Annotated in this window: 16 protein-coding genes; 12 read left to right on the top strand and 4 right to left on the bottom strand. The window is 59.7% G+C overall.

Annotated features, from left to right (window positions below; all coding sequences use genetic code 11):
• Positions 1-73: 73 nt before the first annotated feature.
• Positions 74-883: an inositol monophosphatase family protein gene (locus CR254_RS00580; protein WP_245851328.1), complete on the top strand. Its 810-nt coding sequence runs from the start codon at positions 74-76 to the stop codon at positions 881-883.
• On the opposite strand, the gene CR254_RS00575 is transcribed toward CR254_RS00580, so the two are convergent.
• Together CR254_RS00575 and CR254_RS00570 are read right to left on the bottom strand one after the other, a co-directional pair.
• Positions 880-1,818, bottom strand: a complete 939-nt coding sequence (locus tag CR254_RS00575; RefSeq protein ID WP_145996684.1) for an alpha/beta hydrolase — start codon at positions 1,816-1,818, stop codon at positions 880-882. The two genes, CR254_RS00580 and CR254_RS00575, sit on opposite strands and share 4 nt — an antisense overlap.
• Complete coding sequence (locus CR254_RS00570) at positions 1,811-2,101, bottom strand: SCP2 sterol-binding domain-containing protein (protein ID WP_097927870.1); 291 nt, start codon at positions 2,099-2,101, stop codon at positions 1,811-1,813. Before CR254_RS00570 ends, CR254_RS00575 begins: the two co-directional genes overlap by 8 nt.
• Before the next feature lie 67 nt (positions 2,102-2,168).
• Here CR254_RS00570 and CR254_RS00565 point away from each other — a divergent pair, with 67 nt between their 5' ends.
• The 6 genes from CR254_RS00565 (at position 2,169) to CR254_RS00540 (ending at position 8,124) form a co-directional block, all read left to right on the top strand.
• Entirely contained in the window at positions 2,169-2,714 is a 546-nt protein-coding gene (locus tag CR254_RS00565) for a tetratricopeptide repeat protein (protein ID WP_180955841.1), read from the top strand.
• 26 nt (positions 2,715-2,740) lie between these two features.
• Positions 2,741-5,569, top strand: coding sequence for a helicase-related protein (locus tag CR254_RS00560; RefSeq protein WP_097927868.1), 2,829 nt, complete (start codon positions 2,741-2,743; stop codon positions 5,567-5,569).
• Between the two features lie 7 nt (positions 5,570-5,576).
• The gene (locus CR254_RS00555; RefSeq protein ID WP_097927867.1) at positions 5,577-6,515 is read left to right on the top strand and encodes an asparaginase; all 939 of its coding nucleotides are present in this window, start codon (positions 5,577-5,579) and stop codon (positions 6,513-6,515) included.
• The gene (locus CR254_RS00550) at positions 6,512-6,880 is read left to right on the top strand and encodes an RNA-binding S4 domain-containing protein (RefSeq protein ID WP_097928844.1); all 369 of its coding nucleotides are present in this window, start codon (positions 6,512-6,514) and stop codon (positions 6,878-6,880) included. The genes CR254_RS00555 and CR254_RS00550 overlap by 4 nt, the downstream gene beginning before the upstream one ends.
• Positions 6,881-6,967: 87 nt before the next feature.
• Complete coding sequence (gene fdxA, locus CR254_RS00545) at positions 6,968-7,306, top strand: ferredoxin FdxA (RefSeq protein ID WP_097927866.1); 339 nt, start codon at positions 6,968-6,970, stop codon at positions 7,304-7,306.
• 299 nt (positions 7,307-7,605) lie between these two features.
• Positions 7,606-8,124 carry a CarD family transcriptional regulator gene (locus CR254_RS00540; RefSeq protein WP_097927865.1) on the top strand — a complete coding sequence of 173 codons (519 nt, stop codon included), beginning with the start codon at positions 7,606-7,608 and terminating at the stop codon, positions 8,122-8,124.
• 53 nt (positions 8,125-8,177) lie between these two features.
• On the opposite strand, the gene CR254_RS00535 is transcribed toward CR254_RS00540, so the two are convergent.
• Entirely contained in the window at positions 8,178-8,933 is a 756-nt protein-coding gene (locus CR254_RS00535) for an adenosylcobinamide-GDP ribazoletransferase (RefSeq protein WP_097927864.1), read from the bottom strand.
• Positions 8,934-9,019: 86 nt separating this feature from the next.
• On the opposite strand from CR254_RS00535, the gene cobT reads away from it, so the two are divergent.
• Positions 9,020-10,021 carry a nicotinate-nucleotide--dimethylbenzimidazole phosphoribosyltransferase gene (cobT, locus tag CR254_RS00530; protein WP_097927863.1) on the top strand — a complete coding sequence of 334 codons (1,002 nt, stop codon included), beginning with the start codon at positions 9,020-9,022 and terminating at the stop codon, positions 10,019-10,021.
• On the opposite strand, the gene CR254_RS00525 is transcribed toward cobT, so the two are convergent.
• The gene (locus tag CR254_RS00525; protein ID WP_097927862.1) at positions 10,018-11,277 is read right to left on the bottom strand and encodes an NAD(P)/FAD-dependent oxidoreductase; all 1,260 of its coding nucleotides are present in this window, start codon (positions 11,275-11,277) and stop codon (positions 10,018-10,020) included. The two genes, cobT and CR254_RS00525, sit on opposite strands and share 4 nt — an antisense overlap.
• A 79-nt stretch (positions 11,278-11,356) precedes the next feature.
• On the opposite strand from CR254_RS00525, the gene CR254_RS00520 reads away from it, so the two are divergent.
• The 4 genes from CR254_RS00520 to CR254_RS00505 all read left to right on the top strand — a co-directional run bounded on the left by CR254_RS00520 (position 11,357) and on the right by CR254_RS00505 (position 15,424).
• Positions 11,357-12,046: an HAD family hydrolase gene (locus tag CR254_RS00520; protein WP_097927861.1), complete on the top strand. Its 690-nt coding sequence runs from the start codon at positions 11,357-11,359 to the stop codon at positions 12,044-12,046.
• On the top strand, positions 12,027-12,980 hold the full coding sequence (locus CR254_RS00515; protein ID WP_097927860.1) for a sugar-binding transcriptional regulator: 954 nt from the start codon (positions 12,027-12,029) through the stop codon (positions 12,978-12,980). The genes CR254_RS00520 and CR254_RS00515 overlap by 20 nt, the downstream gene beginning before the upstream one ends.
• Positions 12,981-13,117: 137 nt before the next feature.
• Positions 13,118-14,422 carry an ABC transporter substrate-binding protein gene (locus tag CR254_RS00510; protein WP_097927859.1) on the top strand — a complete coding sequence of 435 codons (1,305 nt, stop codon included), beginning with the start codon at positions 13,118-13,120 and terminating at the stop codon, positions 14,420-14,422.
• A 129-nt stretch (positions 14,423-14,551) separates the two neighbouring features.
• On the top strand, positions 14,552-15,424 hold the full coding sequence (locus tag CR254_RS00505) for a carbohydrate ABC transporter permease (protein ID WP_097927858.1): 873 nt from the start codon (positions 14,552-14,554) through the stop codon (positions 15,422-15,424).
• Position 15,425: the final 1 nt, after the last annotated feature.

Genomic DNA, 15,425 nt, shown 5'->3' with positions numbered 1-15,425 from the left:
CGCGGCTTGACCGTGCGGGGGGGATGTGAAATTTCCCAGTGGTGCCACTACGGCTCCGCTAGGGGAGAACGATATGTCCGATGCCACGACACTCAATGCGAATCTGGAAATGGAGTTGCGAGAGGTCGGGCATGCGCTGGCTGATGCCGCGCGCGGTGCGATCCTGCCTTATTTCCGCTCTCTGGATATGAGCGTTGATAACAAGCTGGCCGACGGTTTTGACCCCGTTACCGCAGCGGACCGCGCTGCTGAGCGGGCGATGCGGGTTGTCCTTGCCAATCTGCGTCCTGATGACGGAGTCGAGGGTGAGGAGGAAGCGCCGACTCCCTCACGCAGTGGATTTACATGGGTTTTGGACCCGATTGACGGCACGCGGGCCTTTCTGGCCGGTACTGCCACATGGGGCGTTTTGATCGCTGTAAATGCTGGCGCGGCCCCTGTTTTTGGCATCGTGGATCAACCCTATATGGACGAGCGCTTCGTTGGCGGGTTCGGGCGGGCTGAACTGCATCACGGTGGATTTGTGCGGCCATTGAATACGCGACCAGCGCGGACGCTGGATCAGGCGCTGCTGATGACAACTTTCCCCGAGGTGGGCACCGCAGAGGAACGCGCCGCGTTTGAGCGTGTGCGCGATCAGGTGCAACTGACCCGTTACGGGCTGGATTGCTATGGCTATGCGCTGATCGCATTGGGCAGCATTGATCTGGTTATTGAGGCGGGCCTGAACTCATATGACATTCAGGGACCAATGGCCGTTATCGAGGCTGCCGGCGGCATCGTGACCGATTGGCAGGGTGGTCCGGTGCATCGTGGCGGGCAGGTCATCGCCGCCGCGAATGTTGAGATTCATGCGGCGGCGCTGGAATTGCTGCGCGGCTAAAGGGTTTCCTCAACCGTTGCGATATGGCGGCTGATGGAGGTCCAGAACGGATCGCGCAGTTCGGGACGCTCCATCCACAGCTCATGCTGGGCGTCCTGCACCTTGACGAAAACGGCGTTATTCATGCGCTCTAACTGGCTGACCACAGCGGAATAGCTGACAATGCTATCATTGGTTCCGCAACCGGCGAGGATCGGAACCTGCGGTAGGTCGGTGTCGAACAGTGAGTCCATCTCATCAAATGCGGCGGCCAGCCATCCGACCGACGGTGCGCCGAGGGCGAGTTGCGGCAATTCGCGGGTCAGCATTGTGATCCGCTCAAATTGCTGCCGGTCGGTGGTTAGGGGATTGCCCTCGAATTTGCGCAATGTCACATGCGGCGCGGTTTTGGTGCCGGGTGCGAAATCCTGACCACGGCCAAGGGTGCGCAGCGTGCGCAGCAGGTAGGGCGCGATGAATCTCTGCGCCACGGGCATGTGCAGTCCCCACATCGGCGCGGAGAAGTTGGCGGATGCGACGGGCAGTCCCTCGATCAACGCGCGCAGGCCAATGGCGCCGCCCATCGAATGCGCGAACAGATGCAGAGGGCGGGGCAGGTCGGCCACCGCGCCTAGTATGGCACTGACATCGTGTTGAAACTCGGAGAAGTGTTTGACGTGACCCAGCGCGGTTGTGTCATTGATGCGCGTCGATAGGCCCTGACCGCGCCAGTCAATGCAGGCCACGGAAAAGCCCATGCCGATCAGGTGGGCGATAACCTGCGCGTATTTCTCGATATATTCGGTGCGGCCTGGAAAGATCAGGGCCGTTCCGCGTGTTCCAGCGGACCACGTGGCGACGCGGATGCGCATCCCGTCGGTCGTGGTGTGAAACGTCGCGGTGCCCCCTGAGGGGCAACCGGACAGTTCTGAATGCAGGGGGGCGGGATCAGCCAAGAACCGAGCCCAGCTTCATTGCGAGGCCCATATCGCCCTCGACCTTCAGCTTACCACCCATAAAGGCGGAGGTCGGGTTCAATTCACCGCTGAGGATGTCCTGAAATGTGTCTGCATCCGCGATCAGGGTGCAATCTGCATCGGAATCATCAGCGTTTACGCCGCTATCATCGATGCGTACCGCGCCTTCATCCTCGATCACGAATTTGATGGAGCCGGCATCGAAACCGTCGCCGATTTTCTCACGCAGGGCGGTGACGGCCATATCAACGATTGCACTCATGTCGTTATCCTTCATCTGCTGCAAGGGAGCCCTCGCAATTGTAAATATCGGTGTTACTTTAGCTAGCATGAGACAGGTATCAATCGCTCTGACCGGCCTTGCCGTGGCGTTATGTTTGGCGGGCCCTATAACCGCACAGGATCGTTCGCTTTCTGAGCTAATGGACGAGCTTGCGCAACCCGATGCGCAGGATGTGCAGGGTTTGCAGGATGAAATCCGGCGACGGTGGGCGCGGTCGGGGTCTGCTGCCGTGGATTTTCTGGTCGTGCGTGGGGATGAAGCATTGGAGCAGGGCAACCTGATCCGCGCTGTGGAACATTTCACCGCCGCGATTGATCACGCCCCTGATTTTGCCGAGGCATGGAACGGACGTGCCGCTGCCTATTACCTGCAAGGGGAATATGGGCTGAGCATTGCGGATATTCGCATTGCGCTGGCATTGAACCCGCAGCATTACGGGGCAATGACCGGTTTGGCGCTGATCCTGGAATATATGGGGGATACTGCGCGTGCATATACGATCTATCAGATGGCCGATGCATTGAATCCGCATCAGCCGACCGTGACCGAGGCGCTGGACCGATTGGGTCGTGCCTTGGGCCGTGACGCTTAATTCTCTCGAACAAAGACCGGATTTTTATGACCCGCGACCGCACTGTTACGGCTGTTCTCGGCCCTACCAATACTGGCAAAACACATTACGCGATTGAGCGTATGCTGGGCCATCGAAACGGGATCATGGGGTTTCCCCTGCGATTGTTGGCGCGTGAGGTTTATGACCGCGTTGTGGCGGTGCGCGGCCCCTCGGTCGTGGCGCTGCTGACAGGTGAGGAGCGGATCGTGCCGCCGCGCGCGACCTATTGGATCTGCACGGTTGAGGCGATGCCGCCCATGGCGCTGGATTTTCTGGCGGTGGATGAAATCCAGCTATGTGCTGATCCTGATCGCGGATATGTCTTTACCGACCGGCTGCTGAATGCGCGCGGCCTGCATGAAACGCTGTTTCTGGGCGCGGACACGATGCGCTCGCGGATTGCCAATCTGATCCCCGATGCTCGTTTCATTCGGCGTGAGCGGATGTCAAAGCTCAGCTATGTCGGCCCGAAAAAGACCAGCCGCATGCCACCACGCTCCGCCATTGTCGGGTTTTCCGTCGATGGGGTTTACGCGATGGCGGAGCTGTTGCGCCGTCAAAAGGGTGGTGCGGCTGTCGTGATGGGCGCGCTGTCGCCGCGGACACGTAATGCGCAGGTGGAGCTGTACCAGAACGGTGATGTGGACCATCTGGTGGCCACGGATGCAATCGGGATGGGGCTGAACCTCGACATCAATCACGTTGCCTTTGCGGGCACGGCAAAATTTGACGGGCGGCGGTTTCGCCACTTGATGCCGAACGAGCTGGCGCAGATTGCTGGACGGGCAGGGCGCCACATTAATGACGGCACATTCGGCACGACCGGTGAGGCAGAGCCGCTGGACCCCGATGTCGCCGAGGCGATTGAGGAGCACCGCTTTGCCCCGATACGCAAGCTGCAATGGCGTAATTCACGGCTCGAGTTCGGCTCGGTAAAGGCGCTGTTATCCTCGCTAGAGGTGTCGCCGCAGCATCCCGACCTGCAACGCGCGCGTGAGGCGGATGATCTGGTGACGCTGCGTACATTGTGGGGCCAGCCCGAAATGCATGACAAGGTCCGGCAGGGCCCGGAGGTGCGATTGTTGTGGGATGTGTGCCAAGTTCCCGATTTTCGCAAAGTTGCCCCCGCGGAACATGCCAATCTGTTAGCAAATATTCATGAATTTCTGCATGATGGTGGTACAATCGCCGATGATTGGCTGGCACATCGCGTAAAACGCATAGATAAAACGCAGGGCGACATAGATGCGATTAGCAAAAGGCTCGCTTTTGTGCGCACTTGGACGTATGTGGCGCAGCGCAAGGGATGGTTAAGCGATCCTGAGCATTGGCGCGGGGAGACCCGTGCGGTAGAAGACCGATTGTCAGATGCGCTGCATGCAGCCCTGACACAACGATTCGTCGACCGGCGCACATCTGTGCTTATGCGCCGGTTGAAGCAGAAGGAGGGCCTCGTGGCCGACGTGAACGACAAAGGTGAAGTCAGTGTAGAGGGCCAGTTCGTGGGCCGTCTGTCTGGGTTCCGTTTCCAGCTAGACCAGACCGCAACCGCTGAAGAGGCGAAAACCTTGCGATCAGCGGCGCTGGCCGCGTTGCAGCCGCAATACAACCTGTCCTCCGACAAGTTCTACAATGCGCCTGACAAGGAAATCGACGTCACCGAACAGGGTGGGTTGATGTGGGGCGAGCATGCCGTAGGCAAGCTGGTTAAGGGCGCAGACGCGTTGAGCCCGCAGATCGAGGTCTTCGTCGATGACGAGGCTGGCGCGGATGTCGCGGAAAAGGTTAAGCGGCGTCTTGGCCACTGGCTGGACCGCAAAATCGCGGCCCTGTTCGAGCCACTGATCGCCCTGCGCGATGATGAGGCGATGACCGGCTTGGCCAAGGGTATTGCCTTCCGCATCGTTGAAAACATGGGTGTTCTGCCCCGTGGCGAGGTGGCGCAAGACGTCAAATCGCTGGAGCAGGATGCACGCGGCATGCTGCGCAAACATGGCGTTCGCTTTGGTCAGTTCACGCTGTTCCAGCCGCTATTGCTAAAGCCCGCGCCGACCCGTTTGCGGTTGGTTTTGTGGAGCCTGATGCAGGGCTTGCAGGAATTCCCCGAGGCACCTCCCCCCGGCTTGGTAACTGTACCGGCTGTTAAGGATGCGCCGCATGGCTATTACGCGATGGCGGGTTACCGTCTGGCAGGTGAGCGGGCGATCCGCATCGACATGCTGGAACGTCTGGCCGATATGATCCGTGGTCAAGACACGCGCGGTGGGTTTGAAGCCAATCCCGACATGCTGTCGATCACCGGCCTGACGCTGGAACAGTTCGCCGATCTGATGGGTGGTCTGGGCTATAAGGCTGAAAAGGCAGAGCGGGCCAAGGTTAAGCCTGCCCCTGCCACACCTGCTGATAAGCCTGCCGATGCTGTGGATCCCACAGCCGAGGTTGTAGCAGAGCCCGCAACAGAATCAGCTGAGCCTGTGGCAGATGCGATCCCCGCAGATGCCGCTCCCGCCACAGCCGAGGTTGCTGTTGAAGCAACGCCCGAGGAGATGGAGGTGTTCTACACCTTCACTTGGGCGCCAAAGCCACGCGGAAACCGCAATGCTGGTCCACGTCGCGATTCCGGTGCTGAGGGTGAGCGTTCGGGCAAGCCTGCCGGTGGGCGTCCCCAGAACAAGGGGCGTGGGCGCAAGCCGGGCGGCAAGGGTGCTGCTGGCGGCGATAAGGGGCGTGGCAACAAGCCGCAAACCCACACCTCGCGTCCACCCCGTGCGGAAAAGCCTGTCGATCCCGACAACCCGTTCGCAGCGCTGATGGCGCTCAAGGACAAGAAGTGATCCGCTGATGCGGCCGGTCTGCGTCCTATATACGGGTGGTACGATCGGAATGATTCCGGGGGCGAGCGGTCTCGCCCCCGATTTAGAATTTGAGGCGACATTCCGCGCCGCCGTACCCGAATTCGATTTCGAATGGGTGCAAATTCCCGAACCCTATGATTCTAGCGTAATGACGCAACGTGACTGGGTGGCGATTGCCGACCTGATCCGTGGGCGTGATTGCGGCGTTGTTGTGCTGCACGGCACCGACACGATGGCCTATACCGCTGCGGCATTGTCATTTCTGCTGGGCGACCTGCATGCGCCGGTCGTGCTGAGCGGATCGCAAATACCGATGCAATCGGCCGATAGCGATGCGGTGGCAAATGTCCGACTGGCACTACAGGTGGCGCGTGAAAGCCCGCGTGCCGAGGTGATGATTGCCTTTGGCGGCAAGGTTTTACGCGGCAATCGTGCGGATAAACGACATGCGCAGGATTTTGACGCTTTTGTCAGCCCCAACCTGCCACCGCTGGATTGGCGCGTCGCGGATTTGCAGGCTGTGCCACGGGTGGGCACGCAGGTTGAGCCGGTTGGTTTGATCAAATTACATCCCGGAATTGGCGGCGCAATCGTCGATAGCTTTGCTGACCTGTCGGGCTTGGTGATTGAGGCATTCGGTTCCGGAAATGTACCGGGCGAGGGGACGTCGTTCCACGCGGCCTTGTCGCGCGCGCGGGCGCGAGGGCAGGAAATTGTTGTTGTAACACAATGCGGTGCAGGCCGTTTGGCCGCTGGCGCATATCAGGCAGGGCAGGCTGTAACCGCGCTGGGGTTGATCTCCGGCGGGGATATGGTGACGCCTGCGGCGGTTGCCAAATTGGGCTGGCTGTTGGCGCAGGGATTGCGCGGGCCGGATCTGGCTGCGCAGATGGCCGCCCCCTTTGCCGGTGAATGTTCGGCATGAGCGAGACGCTGCGCATCGACAAATGGCTGTGGCACGCGCGGTTCTATAAAACGCGGACATTGGCGGCGAAGGTGGTGCAAACTTCGGGCTGTCGTGTTAATTCTACGCGGGTGAGCAAGGCCGCCAGTCCGGTGCGGGTGGGCGATGTTCTGACCTTTAGCAAAGATGATCACATTCGGATTATTCAGGTCGATGGCTTGGGCGAGCGGCGTGGACCGGCGCCCGAGGCACAGGCGCTTTACACCGATCTGGACCCGCCACAGCCCCGCGAAAAACCTGTTGTGCCCGAACGTGTCGGCGGTCGCCCGACCAAGCGGGACCGTCGCGCGACTGACGCACTATTGTCCCACGATCCAGAGAGTTGATGCGCCAGACCTTGCGCCATGCGTAAACGGGGTCTATCTCCAGCCGAACACTGACAGACTTTCTGCTGCGCCGAGGACATTCCGACAATGACATATGTCGTTACCGACAACTGCATCGCCTGCAAATACACAGATTGCGTGGAGGTTTGCCCCGTAGATTGCTTCTACGAGGGGGAAAACATGCTGGTGATTCATCCGGATGAATGCATTGATTGTGGTGTATGTGAACCGGAATGCCCGGCCGATGCGATCCGTCCGGATACTGAGCCTGACATGGAAAACTGGGTCGAGTTTAACCGGAAATATTCCGAGGCATGGCCGGTCATCATTACCAAGAAGGACCAACTGCCTGAGGCAGAGGCCCTGGACGGTACGCCTAACAAACTCGAATCGCACTTCTCCGAAGCACCGGGCGAGGGTGGCTGAGCGATTCGCCGCCGATTCGGTCTTTAAGTGTTCCGGGTTGACGTCGCAGCGTCATGCTGCAACTTTAGATTGAATATCGCGCCCTTTTGACGCGCGCGAAGCAACATCATGGGCCCGCGCAAATTGAAATTGCGCGGTAAACGTGTTATGTAAGCGTCATACAAGTGGTGAACGGCCAGTCACATGGGGCAGGCGAGCATTTCCGATCAGTATGGGTAACAGCCGAACGCGTGGCCTTCGCCGGGTGTCGCGGCTGTGACTGTCTTTTTGGACCCACGACCATTGCAAGGGATATGAGTATGACAAAGGCAAAGACGGGCTACGACTTCCACCCCAACGATTTCATCGTATATCCGGCACATGGTGTTGGCCGGATCACGGCTGTCGAAGAGCAGGAAATCGCAGGAATTTCAATGGAGTTGTTCGTCATTTCCTTCGAGAAGGACAAGATGACATTGCGCGTTCCAACGGCCAAGGCGACCTCGGTCGGCATGCGCTCGCTGTCCTCCCCGGTTGTTGTTGAAAAGGCGCTTGATACGCTCAAGGGTCGTGCACGCGTGAAAAAGGCCATGTGGTCGCGTCGCGCACAGGAATACGAGCAGAAGATCAACTCCGGCGATCTGATCTCCATCGCGGAGGTCGTGCGCGACCTGCACCGCAATGATGACCAGCGTGAGCAGTCCTATTCCGAGCGTCAGCTTTACGAAGCCGCGCTGGAGCGTCTGACACGTGAGGTTGCAGCCGTGGATGGTGTGGATGAGGGCATCGCCCAGACCAAGATCGATACCGTTCTTGAGGCACGTGCCGCCGCTGCCTAAGCATTTCGACATCGTTACGACGGGGCCGTCCTATGGGGCGGCCCTTTTTCGTTTCAGCCCAGTGCCAGCAGCAGGCCAAACAGGCACCCGATTTCGGCCAATTGCTGCACACCACCAAGGATATCGCCTGTTTGCCCGTCAATCTTGCGCATTGCCAGCGCGATCAGGGGTAGGGGTAGCAGGATCAGTGGGATCAACGCGATGGGGGCGAATATGGCGATGGGGGCAATCCCCAATGCCAGCCCCAGAGTGACGGTCATACGTTGCGGCTGACCGGTGGATGCGGACAGTCCGTCACTGCGTGCAGGTGGCATCCACGCCATTGCGGCCAGCATTGCCGCGCGCGACGCCGCACCGCTGAACATCATCGCGATAATAATCGTAGCCCCCTGAAAATCCGCCAGCGTTTGCCATCGTACCCCCAGTGCCAACATCAGGGCGACGGCGCCATAGGCACCGATGCGGCTGTCTTTCATGATGTCCAGCGCGCGGGATTTGTCGCGCCCACCGCCCAGCCCGTCAGCGCAATCTGCCAAGCCGTCCTCGTGCAATGCGCCAGTTGTCAGAGCTAAAACGGTCAGGGCTATGCCAGCGGCGACGGGGGCTGGCAATCCTATCAGCCCCGCCAGCCATGCGACTATGCCAGCCGCTGTGCCCAGAATGGCCCCCACCAGTGGCCATGCCCATCCTGCCTGCGCACCACGTTGCCCCGCACGGATGTGGTCCACCGGAACCGGCAACCGCGTCAGCAGGCTAAAGGCAGTAAGCAGGTCGTGCAGCTGAACCGCGCGGCGGGATGTGTTGTTCATGATGTTCCTGACGGCGCGGAGGGGTTTGCGTGGATTGGGTCGGGTCGTTATGCCTTGGCTGATATCGTCAGCCAAGGACTTTGCCCATGACCACGACATTCTCCGACCTTACCGCGCGGATCGCGCAACGCCCAGCCGTGGATTCGGGAGCAGTTGCCGCGGCGCAGCAGCGTAACGGGACATTGACCAAGCCCCCCGGGGCGTTGGGCCGGTTGGAGGAGTTAGCAATCTGGTATGCTGGGTGGCGCGGGCAGGCGGCCCCTAGGGTAACATCCCCGCAAGTGATTGTGTTTGCAGGCAATCACGGTGTGACCGCGCAAGGGGTTTCAGCCTTTCCACCTGAGGTTACGGTGCAGATGGTCGCGAATTTCCAGCACGGCGGCGCGGCCGTGAACCAGTTGGCCAAGGATGCAGGCGCGCGGATGGACGTGCATGCCATTGATCTGGATCGCCCGACCGCTGATTTCACCCAAGGCCCCGCGATGAGCGTCGAGGAATGCGCGGCCGCGTTCATCACCGGCTGGGATACGGTGGATGCTGAAGCGGATTTGCTGGTCGTTGGCGAGATGGGGATCGGCAACACGACCAGCGCAGCCGCGATTGCAACGGCGCTGCTGGGCGGTACTGGTGCGGATTGGGTCGGGCGTGGCACTGGCGTTGATGATGCCGGTTTGGCGCGCAAGGCGGATGCGGTGGATCGCGGTTTGGCGGCGAATTCTTCCCGTGATCCGCTGGACGTTCTGGCCGCACTAGGCGGGCGTGAGGTTGCGGCAATGGCCGGTGCGATTGCACGGGCGCGCTGCCTGAGCATCCCCGTGGTTCTGGACGGATTTATCTGCTGTTCTGCCGCCTTGGTCCTGCATTCGATTGACCCTGACGCCATCGCGCATTGTGTGGCAGGGCATTTGTCAGCCGAGGGCGCGCATGCTCGTGTGCTCGACGCAATGGACCGCCCGCCGCTACTGGATCTAGGCCTGCGATTGGGCGAGGCGTCTGGCGGCACCTTGGCGATTCACATCGTGCGTGCCGCGCTGGCCTGCCATTCGGGCATGGCAACCTTTGCCGAGGCGGGCGTTGCAGGCGGCTAAGCCACTGTCCGCAATGCCTTATGCGCCAACAGGCTTAGATCGAGGGCCTTGGCATATAGCCGTGGTGCGCGCAGCGGTGTTGGCTGGCTCAGAGGCAGGGGTAAGCTGCCCGTGCCCGTCAACATCCCCGCCATCGCCTTGCCAAAGGCCGTGCCCGGCGCGATGCCGCGTCCATTATAGCCGAATGGCGCGTAGATACCGTCGGCCAATTGCACGATGCGGGGCAGCTTATCCGGCGTGATGCCGATGCTGCCGTGCCATGCGCTGTCCCACTTTACGGGGCCAATATCGGGCAGCAGGCGTGCCAGAGTCTTGTCCGCCCATCGCTGGCTAAGGCGCGCCGTTTCAACGATGCGCCCCATTGAGCCGAGGATGATCCGCCCCGCCTGATCGCGGCGCAGGGACACCATGATGGTGCCGCAATCCCAAATCCCTTCACCCCCCGGCAGGATATGCGCAGCCCGCTCGCCAAGCGGCTCTGACGCAAGCTGGAAGTAATTGATACGGCTCTGATATTTCTGAAAGTCAGGCCATAGCGCCCCTGTATAGGTGTTGGTGGCCATCACCACGCGGCGGGCGGTTAGCGTGCCGGTTGCTGTCTCCAGCCGCCAGTTATCGCTATCGCGGGTGATTTCCGTAACGCCGCTTTGGGTTGAAATTGTCGCTCCAGCGGCCGTCGCAATGCGGGCAAGGCCACGGGCATAACCCAGCGGTTGCACTGTTCCCGCGCGGGCATCGAACAGGCCAGCGGTGAAATGCGCCGTGCCGGTGCGCTGCGCTGTTTCCTGCGCATCTAACAGGCGAACCGGTGCACCTAGTTGCTGCCACATCGCGGCGCGGTCGCGCAGGTCCGTCGTTCCGCGTGCGGTGCTTGAAACATGGATCGTGCCCGATTGCGTTGCCTCACATTGTATCTGATGTTTCTCAATCAGCGAGAATACGGTTCGGGGCGCATCGCCCAGCAGGCTGACGAGCGTGTCGCCGATGTCCGCGCCCAGCTTTGCCCGAATGGCGGCGGGGGGCAGCCATAGACCTGCATTGACCAAACCAACATTTCGCCCCGATGCGCCGGTTCCAATCTCCCCTGCCTCCAACACATGCACGCCGCTGCCCGCCTGCGCCAAATGCAGCGCGGTGGACAGGCCGGTAAAACCGCCGCCAATCACGGCGATTTCGGTTGAGATGTCGCCGTTCAACGGCGTGTGCGTGGCTGGCTCGGCGCAGGTGTCGCGCCACAGGCCGGGGGGCTTTGTCATCTAACCTCGTCTGTGCTGGAAAAGAGCAATGACAAAGCCTGACCGATCCGCTTTTCTGCGTCCAGACATGAGGGCGGATATGAACGAAATTGATCTGGTAATTTTCGATTGCGACGGCGTGCTGATCGACAGCGAGGGGTTGAGCGCGCAGGTGCTGATCAAGGCGCTGGCGAAGCTGGATATCGATGTGGATATTGACTACTTCTGCGCAAATTTCGTGGGGCGCAGTTTTCCGACGGTTGCACAGGATATCCGTAACCGCTGGAACGTAGCACTGCCTGAGGGGTTCGAGGCCAGCTATCGCGCCGATCTTTTGGCGGAGTTTGAAACGCATTTACACCCGACTGATGGCCTGGAGGAAATGCTGACCCGACTGCAAACGCCATGGTGTGTCGCGACGAGCAGCAGTCCGGAACGAGTTTCTAATTCTTTGCGTATCACGGGTTTGGCCCACTGGTTCGAGGGGCGTGTTTTCACCGCATCCGAGGTGAAAAACGGCAAGCCAGCGCCGGATTTATTCCTGCATGCAGCCCGAAAAATTGGCGTAGATCCAGCACGTTGTCTGGTTATTGAGGATTCCGTGCCGGGGGTGCAGGCTGCACTGGCGGCCAATATGCGTGTGCTGCGCTATACGGGTGGATTGCACCTGCGCGGCAGGGTTTTGAAGCATCCGGACACTGTAGTAACTTTTGACAACTGGTCTGAGCTAGGCCTATTAGCGCCTGAAATGCATTTCAGGGATGGTGGTCATGGCGGGCAAGGGCGATAGCGGCAAACTGGATGACGCTGCGCGTGCCGGCTGGCTGTATTACGTCGCCGGAAACACGCAGGATGAGATCGCGCGAAAGCTGGGCGTGTCGCGCCAATCGGCGCAGCGGCTGGTCTCAACCGCGGTGTCAGAGAAGCTGGTAAAGGTCCGTTTAGACCACCCAATCGCCCGCTGTATGGAACTGAGCCGTGCACTGAAAGAGCGATTCGGATTGCGCTTTGCCGAGGTCGTGCCAAGCGACCCCGACGCCCCCGGATTGTTGTCCGGCGTCGCGATTGCCGGCGCGGCGGAGATGGAGCGGCATCTGAAATCCAAGGAGCCAAAGATTCTGGCGCTGGGAACGGGGCGCGCGCTGCGGGCCTGTGTCGAACATTTGCCGATGATGAAATGCCCACAGCACCGGATCGTTTCGCGCCTTGGCAACATGATGTCAGACGGCTCCGCCACACCCTATAACGTGGTTATCCGATTGGCCGAACGGGTCGAGGCACGGCACTATCCGATGCCGTTACCCGTTTTGGCCCGCAATCTCGAAGAACTGCAAATTCTGCATTCGCAGGAGCCGGTGCGCAACACGCTGGATCTGTGTGAGCAGGCGGACGTGACCTTTGTCGGTGTTGGGCAGATTGATTTGGGCGCACCGCTGGTTGTGGACGGATTTATGACTTCAGATGAGGTTATCGCGCTAAAGGCGGCTGATGTTGTCGGCGAAATCACCAGCTGGGTGTTCGATCGCAGCGGCAATGTTGTGACCGGCGGGTTCAATGATCGCGTCGCCTCTGCGCCGCTGACACAGGCGCATGACCGGCAGGTTGTGGGTATCGCCAATGGACCGGCCAAGGTTTCCGCCATCCGTGGCGCGCTAACCGGTCAGTTGATCAATGCGTTGATCACGGACGAGGCCACGGCTGAGGCTGTTTTGGCCGCAGGCTAATATTCTTTCATTTACGGTATGTTTTTAGCGCGCGCTGCAAAGGCACGTGCGCAACTGTGTTGACACGAATCAAAACTAATGTGAGTAATTGCTCACGACATAAGCATTTGCCCGATCAAGGGCATTGGGAGGAAACTATGAAAACGACATTCCGCGGCCTTCTGGGCGCCACGGCTCTTTGCACTGTCGCGGGCATTGCATCCGCTGAGACACTGACCATCGCAACCGTGAATAACGGCGATATGGTTCGTATGCAGGGCCTCGCATCCGAGTTCGAAGCACAAAACCCCGGCATCGAGCTGGAGTGGGTTACGCTGGAGGAGAACATCCTGCGTCAGCGCGTCACCACTGACATCGCCACCAATGGCGGCCAGTACGACGTGATGACCATCGGCACGTACGAAGTTCCTATCTGGGGTGCTCAGGACTGGCTGCTCTCGCTGAACGACCTGCCTGCCGAGTGGGACGCAGACGACATTCTGCCAGCGATCCGCGGCGGTCTGACTGTTGATGGTGAGCTGTATGCGGCACCGTTCTACGGCGAATCCTCGATGGTTATGTACCGCGAAGACCTGATGGCTGCTGCCGGGCTGGAAATGCCTGAGGCGCCAACATGGGAGTTCATTCGTGACGCGGCTGCGGCAATGACCGACCGTGACAACGAAGTGTACGGCATCTGCCTGCGCGGCAAGGCCGGCTGGGGCGAGAACATGGCGTTCCTGACTGCCATGAACAACTCGTTCGGCGGTAAGTGGTTCGACGAAGAGTGGAACGCACAGTTCGACGGCGAAGCATGGTCCAACACCCTGAACTTCTACATCGACATGATGAATGAATCGGGCCCTCCCGGTGCATCCAACAACGGCTTCAACGAAAACCTGACACTGTTCCAAACCGGCAAGTGCGGCATGTGGATCGACGCAACTGTTGCGGCGTCCTTCGTGTCTAACCCTGATGACTCGCAGGTTGCGGACTCGGTTGGTTACGCCCTGGCACCTGACAATGGCCTTGGCCGTCGTGGTAACTGGTTGTGGGCATGGTCCCTGGCAATCCCGGCAGGCACAGATTCGCCTGATGCTGCCAAGGCATTCGTTCAGTGGGCAACTTCCAAGGAGTACACCGCACTGGTGGCTGCAAACGAAGGTTGGGCAAACGTTCCTCCGGGCACACGTACATCCCTGTACGAGAACGAGAACTACGTAGACGTGCCATTCGCACAGATGACACTGGACAGCATCAACTCCGCTGACCCGACCAACCCATCTGTCGATCCGGTCCCCTACACTGGCGTTCAGTTCGTCGCTATTCCTGAATTCCAGGGCATCGCGACAGCCGTTGGTCAGCAGTTCTCTGCTGCACTCGCAGGCACCACGAGCGTTGAGGATGCACTTGCCAATGCGCAGGCGCTGACCACCAACGAAATGGAAGATGCAGGCTACTAAGCCGCACTTCCTCCCGCGCGGAGTGGCCGCTCCCGACCACTCCGCGCACATTAATCTCGTTTTGCTGCATGGTTGTCGGATGAAGGACGGGCCAACGGTCCTTTATCCGACCGACTAGGAGTACCTTTCATGTCGACTCAGCATTCACGCACAGCTGCTCGCTTCATGATCGCACCTGCCACAGTTCTGCTGTTGGGCTGGATGCTGATCCCGCTGTGTATGACCCTGTATTATTCATTCCGCCGCTACCGGTTGCTGACACCGGACCGCACCGGTTGGGTAGGGTTTCGTAACTACGAAAACTTCCTGACCAATCCCGCCTTTATGGACGCGCTGACCAATACGCTCGCGCTGGTCCTGGGGGTTCTGATCATCACTGTTGTGTTGGGTGTGTTGCTGGCGATCCTGTTGGACCAACCGATGTTTGGTCAGGGAATTGTTCGTATTCTGGTGATTGCACCGTTCTTTGTCATGCCGACTGTGTCCGCACTGGTATGGAAGAACATGTTCATGAACCCTGTAAACGGCCTGTTTGCCTATGCGGCAAAGGCGGTTGGTTTGCAGCCCTATGACTTCCTCAGCCAGGCGCCGCTACTGTCCATTATCGGGATTGTTAGCTGGCAGTGGCTGCCCTTTGCGACGCTGATCCTGCTGACGGCGATCCAGTCTCTCGACAGTGAGCAGATGGAAGCCGCCGAGATGGATGGTGCCAGCCCGTTGAGCCGCTTCTGGTTCATTACGCTGCCGCATCTTAGCCGCGCAATTACGGTTGTGATCCTGATCCAGACGATCTTCTTGCTGTCGATCTTTGCTGAGATTTTGGTGACCACAAATGGTGGCCCGGGCACGGCCAGTACCAACCTGACTTACCTCGTCTATGCAGAAAGCCTGCTGAACTATGACGTGGGCGAAGGTTCCGCCGGTGGTGTTATTGCCATCATCCTTGCCAACATCGTTGCGATCTTCCTGATGCGGATGATCGGCAAGAATCTGGACGCTTGAT

This window comes from Pontivivens marinum (genome assembly GCF_900231835.1).
In the GTDB taxonomy this organism is placed as follows: Bacteria; Pseudomonadota; Alphaproteobacteria; order Rhodobacterales; family Rhodobacteraceae; genus Pontivivens; species Pontivivens marinum.
The sequence above is the reverse complement of the archived record's forward strand: the minus strand, read 5'-3'. Positions and strand labels throughout refer to the sequence as shown.

Coding starts and splice junctions, on each gene's coding strand:
- cobT (WP_097927863.1), top strand. CDS start 9,020: ATGACCACGACATTCTCCGACCTTACCGCGCGGATCGCGCAACGCCCA.
- CR254_RS00525 (WP_097927862.1), bottom strand. CDS start 11,277: ATGACAAAGCCCCCCGGCCTGTGGCGCGACACCTGCGCCGAGCCAGCC.
- CR254_RS00540 (WP_097927865.1), top strand. CDS start 7,606: ATGACAAAGGCAAAGACGGGCTACGACTTCCACCCCAACGATTTCATC.
- CR254_RS00515 (WP_097927860.1), top strand. CDS start 12,027: ATGGCGGGCAAGGGCGATAGCGGCAAACTGGATGACGCTGCGCGTGCC.
- CR254_RS00535 (WP_097927864.1), bottom strand. CDS start 8,933: ATGAACAACACATCCCGCCGCGCGGTTCAGCTGCACGACCTGCTTACT.
- fdxA (WP_097927866.1), top strand. CDS start 6,968: ATGACATATGTCGTTACCGACAACTGCATCGCCTGCAAATACACAGAT.
- CR254_RS00550 (WP_097928844.1), top strand. CDS start 6,512: ATGAGCGAGACGCTGCGCATCGACAAATGGCTGTGGCACGCGCGGTTC.
- CR254_RS00555 (WP_097927867.1), top strand. CDS start 5,577: ATGCGGCCGGTCTGCGTCCTATATACGGGTGGTACGATCGGAATGATT.
- CR254_RS00580 (WP_245851328.1), top strand. CDS start 74: ATGTCCGATGCCACGACACTCAATGCGAATCTGGAAATGGAGTTGCGA.
- CR254_RS00510 (WP_097927859.1), top strand. CDS start 13,118: ATGAAAACGACATTCCGCGGCCTTCTGGGCGCCACGGCTCTTTGCACT.
- CR254_RS00570 (WP_097927870.1), bottom strand. CDS start 2,101: ATGAGTGCAATCGTTGATATGGCCGTCACCGCCCTGCGTGAGAAAATC.
- CR254_RS00560 (WP_097927868.1), top strand. CDS start 2,741: ATGACCCGCGACCGCACTGTTACGGCTGTTCTCGGCCCTACCAATACT.
- CR254_RS00520 (WP_097927861.1), top strand. CDS start 11,357: ATGAACGAAATTGATCTGGTAATTTTCGATTGCGACGGCGTGCTGATC.
- CR254_RS00565 (WP_180955841.1), top strand. CDS start 2,169: ATGAGACAGGTATCAATCGCTCTGACCGGCCTTGCCGTGGCGTTATGT.
- CR254_RS00505 (WP_097927858.1), top strand. CDS start 14,552: ATGTCGACTCAGCATTCACGCACAGCTGCTCGCTTCATGATCGCACCT.